This window comes from Ehrlichia ruminantium str. Welgevonden, assembly GCF_000026005.1.
GTDB classification, from domain to species: domain Bacteria; phylum Pseudomonadota; class Alphaproteobacteria; order Rickettsiales; family Anaplasmataceae; genus Ehrlichia; species Ehrlichia ruminantium.
Genome location: NC_005295.2, coordinates 1,155,346 through 1,168,778 on the forward strand (window position 1 = coordinate 1,155,346; position 13,433 = coordinate 1,168,778).

Below are 13,433 nucleotides of genomic sequence, written 5' to 3' on the forward strand. Positions count from 1 at the left end.
TTATCTTAGTAGAACTTAAAAAACAGTACCACCTGTAAAACCCACATAGCAATATCATTTAGAAATACAGTCCACATATCCTATCAGGATATACAGTATAACACATGACTTTTCTCAAAATAAATTAACCTTTATAGTACTTAGAAAACCTACTAAAATTTTCCACATTCCTACACTCATTTGCTGTGTATAATGCAATAACTCATGAATAACCCAAATACATCTTATTAATAACATTACAAATATGTAATTAATAAGATCATTAATTCTATCCAACCTCTACACACATATATAAGATAAAATTTTATCTTCTTACCATCATTTGCTTAATATCAGCAATTGCCTTAGCAGGATTTAAACCCTTAGGACAAGTATTGGTACAATTCATAATAGTATGGCAGCGATATAATTTAAATGCATCATCAAGCATATCCAACCTTTTATCTGATGCCTCATCCCGACTATCAATTAACCACCTATATACTTGTAATAATGCAGCTGGTCCTAAATACTTATCTGGATTCCACCAATAACTAGGACAGCTAGTACTACAACATGCACATAATATACAATCATATACTCCATCCAACTTACTCCTGTCTTCTATACTCTGCAATCTTTCCTTATTATGACTAGGCTCTTCAGCTTGCATCCATGGAGTAATGGACTCATATTGTTTGTAAAAATTGCTTAAATCAGGTACCAAATCCTTAATGACATTCATATGTGGTAAAGGATAAATCTCAACATCCGATTTAATATCTGATATGGCCTTTGTACATGCCAGAGTATTAGTACCATCAATATTCATTGCACAAGAACCACATATACCTTCCCGACATGACCTCCTAAATGTTAATGTAGAATCAATCTCATTTTTAATTTTTATAAGAGCATCAAGAACCATCTGCCCACATTGATCAAGATCTATAAAAAATGTATCAATTCTTGGATTGCTATCATCATCTGGAGACCATCTATATATCTTAAAACATTTTACATTTTTTGCATTTTCAGGAGCATTATATACTTCCCCATTTTTATTAATCTTAGAATTCTTAGGTAAAAAAAACTGAACCATAACAAACCTTTTACACAATTCCTATACGGATAACTAATATACTCTTCTCTGTGGGGGAAAATATTGAACATCATTTGTTAAAGTCGTCTTAGCAACATCCTTATACTTAATTTCTACAGAACAATTAGCAGCATCATACCAAGCTAAAGTATGTTTCATCCAATTTTCATCATCACGCTCAGGAAAATCTTCTCGTGCATGAGCTCCTCTACTTTCCTGACGGTTTGCTGCACATTCCATAGTTACAACTGCTTGCGGCATCATGTTAGTCAATTCCAATGCTTCAACCAGATCACTATTCCATATCATGCTCTTATCCTGCACTACAATCTCAGGCATTAGCTTAGCTACATCTTTAATCTTGACTTTTCCTTCATCTAACACTTCTGCTGTACGAAAAACAGCTGCATGATTTTGCATAACATGCTGCATTTTACCACGTACTTCCGCAACACGTAAACTCCCCTTAGAGAACCTAATTCCATCAAAACGAGCAATTATTTTTTCTTCACTAGCTTTGTTTATAGGAGCATGTAACATACCAGGCTTTATCAATTCCTTCGCTTTAATAGCTGCAGCTCTACCAAATACAACTAAATCAAGTAATGAATTAGAACCCAAACGATTTGCTCCATGCACAGAAACACATGCTGCCTCTCCTATCGCAAAAAGCCCAGGTACGATCTTTTCTTCACTATCTGTTAACGTAATCACTTGACCATAATAATTTGTGGGAATACCACCCATATTATAATGAACAGTTGGTAATACAGGTATAGGTTCTTTCGTAACATCCACTCCAGCAAAAGTACGAGCAGTTTCACTAATACCTGGTAATTTATCATGTATAACTTCTGCTCCTAAATGAGATATAGATAAATATACATGATCCTTGTTAGGTCCTACACCACGACCTTCTCTTATTTCCAAAGTCATGGCCCTACTCACAACATCACGAGATGCTAAATCTTTAGCTTTTGGAGCATAACGCTCCATAAATCTTTCACCCTCAGAATTAATTAAATAACCACCTTCTCCTCTACATCCTTCGGTCATTAAACACCCAGAACCATATATCCCTGTTGGATGAAATTGTACAAATTCCATATCTTCTAAAGGCAAATTAATACGAGATACCATTCCTCCACCATCACCAGTACAAGTATGAGCACTAGTTGCAGAAAAATATATCCTACCATACCCACCTGTAGCAAGAACAACAGCATGAGAACGGAACCTATGTAACGTCCCATCACATAATGACCATGCAATTACACCTTGACACTGACCAACTTCATTCATAATTAAATCAATAGCAAAATACTCCACAAAAAATTCAGCATTGTGCTTTAAAGATTGCTGATATAGAGTATGAAGTATAGCATGACCTGTTTTATCAGATGCAGCACAAGTACGAATTGCTGGTTTACCTTTACCAAATTCTGTAGTCATACCACCAAAAGGACGCTGATATATTTTACCATCACTAGTACGTGAGAAAGGTACTCCATAACGCTCAAGTTCAATAACAGCTTCTGCTGCATTTTTACACATATATTCAATAGCATCTTGATCACCAAGCCAGTCAGAACCTTTGACTGTATCAAACATATGCCATCTCCAGTCATCCTCAGTAACATTACCTAGAGCAGCACTAATACCACCTTGAGCAGCTACTGTATGACTCCTCGTTGGAAAAACCTTAGATATGCATGCAACAGACAAGCCAACAGAAGTCATCCCAAAAGTTGCCCTCAAGCCAGCTCCCCCAGCACCTATTATTACAACATCATACTCATGGTCTATAATACTGTACGTAGAACTAGACATTACAAAAAAAATATTACAAAACAACAGAAAACATAACTAGGCTACCATAATAACACAATGAGTCAACATAATTTCTATATTAAAACAGTTTAATAATATACTCACAGTCTTATTAATAAATTAAGAACTATTATCATTACTTAACACTTACAATATACATAATGTACTATATAACTATTACTAATTATCTAATATCTAAATAAAGGAACAAATAAACAATTAATATATGAATAAACTCATCTTTTATATACCAACTACAAAGAAACGAATTACTATAATCTGATGTCCACACTTTTCAAGAAAAATTATATCAACATACAACTTAATCTGATACTTACAATTTTGCAATAAACACAATAAATTATCTAAATATTTACTAATATTATTAAAAATATAATTTCTATTACTCAATTATTCTCCCACATTTATTATCAAGATTTAGACAAATTAGTAACAGAACTATAGAATTAGTGCCTAATAATTAAATCAACTAAAATAGATGAACATATTCTCGAACATCTATTAACAATATTATAATAATAACACCATATAACCTTAACAATTATCACATACATATGTTATAATTTATATAAATGATACAGAGTTATAAGGTTAGTAATTTAGCAATTAAATTAATTAATATAGATAAGATCTATATATCTTTAAATACCTATTAACAACATTACAGCTTTATAATAACATCATGTAACCTTAATAATTATTACACACATGTATTATAACTTTATATAAATAACACAGAATTATAAGGTTAGTCATTTAGCAATTAAGTTAATTAAGATAGATAAGATATACATATCTTCGAATACCTATTAACAATATTATAGTTTTATAATAACATAATGTAACCTTAACAATTATCACATACATATGTTATAATTTATATAAATGATACAGAGTTATAAGGTTAGTTATTTAGCAATTAAATTAATTAATATAGATAAGATCTATATATCTTTGAACACCTATTAACAATATTATAGTTTTATAATAACATCATATAATCTTAATAATCATTATACATATGTATTATAAATATTTATATAAAGTGATCTAAACAATAAAACTCACTAAATAATAGATTGGCACATAATATTTAAAACATCTATTAATGTACTACAAATTTATGTAGTAACACTATATATTATCTAGTTATTTCTACAAATCATAAATATTTATATAAATTGACAATAGAATAAAAAACACATCATCTTATACAAAATTAACAATAATAAATAAAATTTATCTTCAATCACCCATTTAATAAAATACAAGTACCCATCAGTATAACAATACTATCAAAATAACTTGTAATAAAATATCTCAGTCCTCACTGATGACACAATTGAAAACTAATCTAGTACAACTATTAAAAATAGATGCAACACATGATAAATGTATTCAATAATTTACTCAACAAACATAAAAATTATAATTCAATTATGCTATTTCTTTAAATTATGATGTTTATTACATCCCAGCATCAGATTACTATAATCTATAACTAACACTACATATAGAACAAAAGAATATATACAACATAGATAAATTGTCTCAAAACAACAGTAATTGTATTACCTAAAAACTTATTACATATTTTTTATATATCAAAGAATGCAGATTAATTAGAACTACCATCTGAAAAATTTTCATTTGATAACTGTAATTTCGCCAATTTGCTATACAACCCATCTTGTTTAGCTATTAACGACTTATGAGTACCGATATCATCTATACATCCATTGTTAAAAACAACTATCTTATCAGCTTTAACAATAGTTGATAACCTATGAGCTATTATTAGCATCGTTTTATTATTTTTTAAATTATCCAAAGCATCATGTATTAACTGTTCATTTTTAGAATCTAGAGATGACGTAGCCTCATCTAATATCAGCACCCCTGAATCTTTTTTTAATACAGCTCTTGCTATAGCAATTCTCTGTTTCTGCCCTTCAGACAAGCATAATCCTCGTTCACCAACAAAAGTACTAAATTTATTAGGAAGACTTTCTATAAAGTCAAGAATACAAGCTGTTTTCGCTGCATTTTTTACATCTTCATATGTAGCATCTGATACACCATATGTTATATTCTCTAATATAGTACCAGAAAACATTACAGGATTTTGAGGTACAACAGAAAATAAAGAACGTAAGCTACTTAAAGATAAATCCTTGATATTTATACCATCAATAGTAACATCACCTGCAGTAATATCATAAAAACGTAACAAGATATTTGTAATAGTACTTTTACCACTACCAGAAGGTCCCACTAATGCAACAACCTGACCTTTATCTATTGAAAATGATACACCTTTTAATGCAGGATCATTTGGCTTACTAGGATAAGAAAATGTTACATTGTTAATTAAAATTGCATCTTTTAATTCATCAACTATTTTTGGATTCTCTATTTCATGAATATCCAATGGCATTAATAATACCTTTGAAATATCTTCTGAAATTCTTACAGCTTTCTGTATGTCATGAAGATTATCTCCCATATTATTTACCGATCCAGCAGCTATTGCTGCATAAAATATAAACGAAAAAAGAGAACCGACAGTAATATTATTATTCAATACCTCCTTGATACCTAAAGATAATACAAGACCTATAGAAGTCATTGCAGAAGTAATAATCAAAGTTACCAACAATGCACGCAGAATAATATATTTATTTGTTATATTCAGTGAAACACCTAATAAATTAGAAAACTTTTGTTTTGTAGTATTTTCCTTAGAAAAAGATTGAATAACAGAAATACCACGATATGTTTCTTCAACGAATGACGTTATCTCATCTGTTTTTAAACGTACTTTTTGCGACAGAAGTTTTACTTTTTTACCAAGAGAAGTTAATATTACTAAAATAACTGGTATTACCACTACAGTATATGTAGTCAACTTGAAATTAGTATGTACTAACATTACAATACTACCTAACAAAGTAGTTGCATTTCTTAATATTGTTGACATGCTAGCACTTAATATAACTTGAAGTGCTGACGTATCAGCCATCAAACGCGTTACTAAGCTTGAGATACTATTATTCTCGAAAAATCGTGGAGAAAAATGTATTATCCTATTATATAAGTTTAACCTAATTCCAGTAATAACTCTCTCACTTCCATAACCCGTAAGCCACATTCGTAAAAAAGATGTTACTCCAACTATTAAAACCACAATTAACAAAAACAATAATGCATTATTTATAGACGTAACACTGGATGTAGTAACCCAAGAATCAACTAAATTATGTAAACCATAACCAAATGCCAAAATTGTAACAGAGGAAACAGCAACTACTAAATACGCAAATATAAAGTATAACAGGTAAGGCTTGACAAATTGAAATAATATTTTCATCTTCTATATCATAACATTAAATAACATATTAATTTCAGACTTTAAGAAGTGAAATAGCTCATCGTTGTTATTATTAACCCAAATATTTAGAGATTTATTATAACTGAAACGGACAGATCCACTAATAGGTGAAGCAACCCAAATCTGCAAAGAAGGCTCATGTTTGCTAACAATATATACATTACCTTTACCATCAGATATGCTAACTATCCCATTACAATTTTCACATTCCAATATCCCATCTAAATCTGCAGCATCTATCATATTCACTAAAGTATCTAATACATTATAAGACAAGCTTTGAAAATCAGACACACACAAAAAATGTGGCATTTATACTTCCTCGCAACATTATGTCAAATAAAAATACATGCACTTCAACAAGTATGAACCTTACTACAGAATCTTAAAAATAACAAATAAACCTATCCACTTTTCATTTATTAATATCATTAATAATATTATTTAATACAAAAATCAAGTTATTTACGATACATCCAAAAATATATACTACATTATTTTATAGATAATTAAACCTTAAAAGTATCCGTCAATTCCTTAACTCTCCTTATGACATCTTGCTCAATAGATAATCTAACATCATCAGTAGTTTTTAAACTATCAATAACATCACATACCATATGACCAATCTTTTCAAATTCGGGCTCCTGTAATCCTCTAGATGTCTCAGCAGCACTTCCAAATCTTAATCCAGAAGTTACAAAAGGTTTTTCCGGATCAAAAGGAATAGCATTTTTATTACAAATTATCCCTAGTCTTTCTAACGCAAGCACTGCATCTTTCCCTGTAACAGACTTAGGACGTAAATCAACAACTACCATATGAGAATCTGTACCACCTGTAACTACATTAAGACCTCTTTCTTGAAAGACTTTAACCAATGTTTTAGAATTTTTAATTATCTGCTTTGCATAATCTTTAAATTCTGGTTTTAATGCTTCCCCAAATGCTACAGCTCTAGCAGCAATTACATGCATTAATGGACCTCCTTGCATACCAGGAAAAATAGAAGATTGAATCTTCTTATAAATATCCTCATGATTAGTCATTATTACTGCACCTCTAGGACCACGTAAAGTTTTATGAGTAGTAGATGTAATAACATGAGCATATTCAATAGGTGAAGGAAATTCTCCTGCAGCAACCAATCCAGCATAGTGCGCTATATCAGCTAAAAGATATGCACCCACCTTATCAGCAATCTCTCTAAATCTTTTAAAATCTATTGTACGTGGATAAGAAGAAGAACCAGCAATAATCAGTGATGGATTATGGGATAAAGCAAGTTTTTCAATTGCATCCATATCTATCATACCAGTGTCACGGTCAACTTGATATTGTACAGCATTAAACCATTTTCCAGAAATACTAGGAGCTGAACCATGAGTTAAATGCCCACCACAATCCAAAGACATACCAATCACCGTATCACCTGGTTTAAGTAAAGCAGCAAACACCCCTTGATTAGCTTGAGAACCAGAATGTGGTTGTACATTAGCAAACTTACATCCAAATAACTTACATAAACGCTCTATTGCAATATTTTCTATAATATCTGCAAAATGGCATCCACAGTAATACCTTTTGCCAGGATAACCTTCAGCATACTTATTTGTAAATATAGAACCTTGTGCTTGTAAAACTGCTTTACTCACAAAATTTTCAGATGCTATTAATTGTAATTGAGAATTCTGTCTATTTGATTCATCAGTAATACATTTAAATACTTCCGTATCTACATCTTGTAAATCATAATCCGAGATATACCTAACCATAGTAATAATAACTCCTGCATAAACATTATAAAAAATAAAATCTTAACAGCGTGTTACAAAACTGGTTATTACTGGCTCTCTTCTGTGCCTTCTACTACAATTTCTTTAGCACCATCGCCATCATTATCATTTGTGACGCTACTAAGCATTAACTCTTCATCTTTTTCTGTAGCACTTACTTCATCCTTAGCTTTTTCTTCTTTCTTTTGCTTATCTAAATGCAACTTCTGCGCTTGCATAGCTCCTAAATCATTTTTTACAACGTAAAGCATCATAGGAACTACAAGATCATGATGAAGTTCTAAATTAACTACATACTCACCAATATACTTAATTACAGAGTGAAAAAATATGTTATGATAATGTATATTATATCCTTTATCAGATAATAGCTTAGATATACACTTCGGTGTCACCGAACCAAAAAGCTTACCATCATCAGCTGCTTGCCTTATGATAATCAGGAATTCATCTTTTAAAGACACTTGTAAAGCCTTTGCAGCCTCTAATTTTTCTAAATTCTCTTGCTGAATAGAGATATGTTGCTCTTCCAAGATCTTAAGATTCTCTTTAGTGGCTCTTACTGCTTTTTTCTGTGCTAATAAATACCTAGCATACCCTGGTTTTACTTTAGTGACCACTCCCGCTTTACCAAGATTTCTAACACTCTCCTTGAGAATAACTGATAACATACCAACCTATAACATAAAATACTAACAATAAGGCAACAGAGCTAGATAACGTGCCCTCTTTATAGCAGTAGATAATAATCTCTGTTTCCTAGATGAAACTGAAGTAATCCTACTTGGCAATATACGCCCATATTCTGAGGTAAATTTAGATAATAAAGCTTTATTCTTATAATCTATATCCTCATTTGCACATTGCTCTAATGGACAAGCTTTAGATCTCCTAAAATACGGCCTTTTCAAATAAGCCAAAGGAGAATATGCTGTACCACCTGAACTATTAGAACCTGTCTTTTTACCTTTTTTCAACATAATAACACCATCTATGCTTGACTTGCTTGTACCATTAACGAGTCACCTTCTGGTAACTTATCTCTCTTAAGACATAAGAAGCGTAAGACATCTTCATTTAATCTTACCTTACGCTTAAACTCATCCATACTAGTAGAAGATGACCTGATATACATCATACAGTAATGCCCTTTGTTCATCTTATCTATTGCATAAGCAAAATCCAAGAGTCCCCAGTATTCATACTTAAGAAGTTCAGCACCATTTTTTGTCAATAAAGACGATAAACCTTTCACTAACCCTTCTAACTCATATTGAGTTAAACCTTGTTGCGCTATAAAAGTAAACTCATATAAAGGCACATCTTCTCCTTAACAAAAACTAATGATGCTAGTATATAAAATATTACATGATAATCAAGTTAATTATTTTATCTTATCAGAGGTTTTTTATAACTTAAGTACCATTAGATAGATGAACCTATTATCTTAATTTTCATCTTCCATATCTTTTTTATACTTACCAGATTTCTTTTTATCCTTATTTATAGACTTTTTATCTATTATATCCTGTAAAGTAGACTCTAGCTCTTTGATCTTATCATGAGTAGATTCTGGTACAACCTCATCTATATAAGTATTAAAGATATAGAATATATTATAATAATATGAATCTAAGAACCAATTTGGTAATACTTCCTCATCTTCTTTTGCTGCAGGTAATAATGCATAACAGGAAGTTTGAATGATAAAAAACAAAATATAAGAAAAAACTACACCCTTCACTAACCCTATCAACAAACCTCCAAATCTATCAACAATACTACATCTAGCTGAAGAAAGAAGGCTCATAACCCAACCATTAACAATTATTGCAGTAATAGTAATAAAAATAAATACAGTAATTGCTGACAATATTCCTGCTATAACTTCAGAAGTAACATACTGATTATACAACTCAGCAAAGCAATCCCTATATCGTACAGTCAACAATATAGATATAAAAATACTAGTTAAACCAAATACTTCCTTAATAAAACCTCTTAAAACACCAATTATAATCGATAATAATATAATACCAATTACTGCTAAATCTAGCATATCAATCCTACTTCATTTTATAGTATTATTTCTTCTAGTTTGTAAGAAGATAACTACTAACAGTAACACAATAGCTATTAAATAAATACAAATAACATGATAATATTTTTTAACAGATAATGCTAAACCTACAATATCATACGTATTATCCATATCAGAAGGTTCTACAGAACTCCAACTAGCTATATCAACAACACCTAACCTATTACTGGATGTTTGAACATTATCAACAATTATACCAAGATTTTTACGTAATAAATTAAGCATTGTACTTTGGTATTCAACTGTATCTACCTTATCTTTTAATGGTATGATAACATCCTTTCGTGTAACATTACTGATATCATCTTTTCTTTGCACAGTAATTTTAATAGAACTATTTTTAGAGACTATTAATGTACGATCTAATTCAGAAAATATGATATCATTATATGGAGATACTATTAAATTAGTAATATAATTCTGCATAATAAACATTATCCCAACAACCAATAGCATAATAGACTCATACAATTTATTTCGCCTAATAAAATACCCTTGCATTGCTGCTGAAATACTCAATATTCCAACTAAAGAAACACAGATAACTATTATATTATCCCATATATTTGTAATATCGTATAATATTAGCTCAGTATTATATATAAATAAGAAAGGAACTATCATAGTCCTTATGTTATACAAGAAAGACTGTACTCCAGTTTTAAAAGCATTACCTTTTGCAATAGCCGCAGCAGCATAGGAAGCTATACCTACTGGTGGAGTAACATCTGCCATAATACCAAAATAGAAAACAAATAGATGTATAGCAATCTGTGGAACATACATGCCACTCTTATGTATCACAGAAGTCAAAATAGGCGCCATAAGTGTAGATACTATAATGTAACATCCAGTTGCTGGCATTCCCATTCCTAATACTATACATATTATCGCTGTAACTAATAACGTAATAAACAAACTACCACTTGCTATAGAATCAAGCATACCGCTAATTGACAAACCAAAACCAGTTAATGATACAATACCAACTATAATTCCAGCTGCACCTGTAGCAATTGCAATAGCAATCATGTTTTTAGAAGCCATCACCATAGCTTCATATATCTGTTTCACACTACCAAAAAACACAGAAAGTATACCTGATGTTTTCTTAATAAATAAGGCATATATTGTATCCCTGGTAAGTAACATAAAAATTAAGAATAAATTTGTCCAAAAGCAGGATAGTGCTGAAGATAATTTTTCAACTATTAGACACCATATTAAAATAAAAATTGGAATAAAATAATGTATTCCATACTTAAAAGTTTCTGATAAACTTGGGCACTTATCTTCTTGATTGTCATTAGTCCTAAAACGTTCACCTCTAGATTGATAAAAGAGTACTCCAACATATAAACCAATCAATATTAACGATATACAGTATATACTTTTATCAAGAAAGATATCCTTGATCCCAGGAATATAAATTCCGTATATATCCACTCCTTCTATAAGCACATAAACAGCACATGATAAAATAACTATACAACTAACAGAAATAAAAAATCGTAGTAAACTTAAATAAATAGATCTTGCTTTTGTTAAATCAATTACAGGGCGCATATCTAACTTACAAGCTTCTAGATGTACAATATAAAGTAAAGTAATATATACCATCACTGCTGGAACAAACGCATATTTTACAATTGTTGCATATGGAATAGATAAAAATTCCGACATTAAAAACGCTGCTGCACCCATTACTGGGGGCATAACTTGTCCATTAACACCAGCTGAAACTTCTATTGCGGCAGCTTTTTCAGCACTTAAACCCATCTTCTTCATTAAAGGGATAGTAAAAGACCCTATAGTAATAGTATTAGCAATTGAAGATCCAGACATCATACCCATAAAACCAGAAGCAATAACGGCAGCTTTAGCAGGACCACCAACAAACCTTCCAAGTAATGCAAACGATAGTTTAATGAAAAAATTACCAGCACCAGCCTTGTCTAGAAAGGCACCAAATAGTACATATAAAAATACAAAATTACAAGATACAGCTAATGCCACTCCAAATACCCCTTCCTGGGATAACCACTCATGAGACGCTATAGAAGAAAAATTGTGCCCTTTATGTGCAACAATATCAGGCATATATTTGCCAAAATAAGCATATACTAAAAAAGCCAAAACAATAATAGTAATAGGCAAACCTATTGCTCTTCTGGCACCTTCTAATAAAAATAAAAATCCAAAAAATGCTATTATCAAGTCAATATCATTAGGCATTGCTATCCTAAATGATAATTCCTCGTAAAATACCACAATATATAATGCAGATATACTAGCTAATATAGCAGAAATCCAATTAAAAGCTTTAATAAAACTTTTGTTTGAACCTTCCGATATTGGAAAAAATAAAAACAACAAAGAAAATGCAAATGCTAAGTGTATAGCTCTACACTGAATATCAGGAAGGACTGCCCACTCTATCCCACAACCAACCAACCAAAAAGGCAAAGGCGAAGCTATAAATAATTGAAAGCATGCCCAAAAAAAAGCCAAAAAGCTTACTGTATAGGCAGTAATTTTACTACCATCATCAATTTGCCTTGAAGAAGCTAACTCTCGTTCTATTATATGTTGTATATCCTCTTCCTTATTTTTCATCCTACAATCAACCTTGTTCTAATTATTTATTAGTTAATAGCATCACGTAATTTCCACGTCAATAAAATATCACCCCATCAATTAACACCTACAGTTCTCTAAAATACAATGCAAAATAAGCATTGATATCTTAAAAATATATTGTCGAAACTAACAAAATGATAAATTATACGATTAAATACCTCTACTGACCTTTTGATATATTTATCGTATTATGTGATTAAACTACAACTTACATACTCCAAATCACATAAATTTATTCTACTACAGATTACTATAAATAGTTGTAATAGTAAAGATATTTACTAAATTAACTTTATTATTAATAAATATATACACATAATAATCATCTTTTATTTGTATTTAACTTAATAACTATTGTGTTATTGTCAGTAGTTCTCTCCTTAATAAACTATGAAGAAGTAATACTATAAAATGAAGTAGGGTTGATATGTTAGATTTAGCAGTAATTGATATTATAATTATCAATTATAATTGGTGTTTTATTAAACAATATTCTCATAAGCATACTTATATAAAAAAACTTCCAGTAGATAATATATTGTCTACCTGTTAGAATTAAGTTTGTATTTAATT

At 30.5% G+C, this 13,433-nt stretch carries 11 protein-coding genes; 1 reads left to right on the top strand and 10 read right to left on the bottom strand.

The features are described 5' to 3' along the window. Positions 1–304 precede the first annotated feature (304 nt). The 10 genes from ERUM_RS03685 to ERUM_RS03730 all read right to left on the bottom strand — a co-directional run bounded on the left by ERUM_RS03685 (position 305) and on the right by ERUM_RS03730 (position 12,836). Positions 305–1,081 (bottom strand): succinate dehydrogenase iron-sulfur subunit, encoded by a 777-nt coding sequence (locus ERUM_RS03685; RefSeq protein ID WP_011155359.1) that lies wholly within the window; start codon positions 1,079–1,081, stop codon positions 305–307. A gap of 33 nt (positions 1,082–1,114) precedes the next feature. Then, positions 1,115–2,911 carry a succinate dehydrogenase flavoprotein subunit gene (sdhA, locus tag ERUM_RS03690; RefSeq protein WP_011155360.1) on the bottom strand — a complete coding sequence of 599 codons (1,797 nt, stop codon included), beginning with the start codon at positions 2,909–2,911 and terminating at the stop codon, positions 1,115–1,117. Between the two features lie 1,639 nt (positions 2,912–4,550). Further along, entirely contained in the window at positions 4,551–6,302 is a 1,752-nt protein-coding gene (locus ERUM_RS03695) for an ABC transporter ATP-binding protein (RefSeq protein ID WP_011155361.1), read from the bottom strand. A gap of 3 nt (positions 6,303–6,305) precedes the next feature. Continuing rightward, positions 6,306–6,635 carry an iron donor protein CyaY gene (gene cyaY / locus ERUM_RS03700; protein ID WP_011155362.1) on the bottom strand — a complete coding sequence of 110 codons (330 nt, stop codon included), beginning with the start codon at positions 6,633–6,635 and terminating at the stop codon, positions 6,306–6,308. Between the two features lie 197 nt (positions 6,636–6,832). Beyond that, the gene (gene glyA, locus ERUM_RS03705) at positions 6,833–8,098 is read right to left on the bottom strand and encodes a serine hydroxymethyltransferase (protein ID WP_011155363.1); all 1,266 of its coding nucleotides are present in this window, start codon (positions 8,096–8,098) and stop codon (positions 6,833–6,835) included. Between the two features lie 68 nt (positions 8,099–8,166). After that, positions 8,167–8,790 carry a 50S ribosomal protein L9 gene (gene rplI / locus ERUM_RS03710; protein ID WP_011155364.1) on the bottom strand — a complete coding sequence of 208 codons (624 nt, stop codon included), beginning with the start codon at positions 8,788–8,790 and terminating at the stop codon, positions 8,167–8,169. Between the two features lie 21 nt (positions 8,791–8,811). After that, a complete protein-coding gene (rpsR, locus tag ERUM_RS03715; protein ID WP_011155365.1) occupies positions 8,812–9,099 on the bottom strand; it encodes a 30S ribosomal protein S18 in 288 nt (95 codons plus the stop codon). An 11-nt stretch (positions 9,100–9,110) separates the two neighbouring features. After that, positions 9,111–9,440 (bottom strand): 30S ribosomal protein S6, encoded by a 330-nt coding sequence (gene rpsF / locus ERUM_RS03720; protein WP_011155366.1) that lies wholly within the window; start codon positions 9,438–9,440, stop codon positions 9,111–9,113. Between the two features lie 126 nt (positions 9,441–9,566). Next, on the bottom strand, positions 9,567–10,178 hold the full coding sequence (locus ERUM_RS03725; RefSeq protein WP_011155367.1) for a CvpA family protein: 612 nt from the start codon (positions 10,176–10,178) through the stop codon (positions 9,567–9,569). A 12-nt stretch (positions 10,179–10,190) separates the two neighbouring features. Continuing rightward, positions 10,191–12,836, bottom strand: coding sequence for a TRAP transporter permease (locus ERUM_RS03730; protein ID WP_011155368.1), 2,646 nt, complete (start codon positions 12,834–12,836; stop codon positions 10,191–10,193). A gap of 451 nt (positions 12,837–13,287) precedes the next feature. On the opposite strand from ERUM_RS03730, the gene ERUM_RS05200 reads away from it, so the two are divergent. After that, positions 13,288–13,413 (top strand): hypothetical protein, encoded by a 126-nt coding sequence (locus tag ERUM_RS05200; protein ID WP_258010901.1) that lies wholly within the window; start codon positions 13,288–13,290, stop codon positions 13,411–13,413. Positions 13,414–13,433 lie beyond the last annotated feature (20 nt).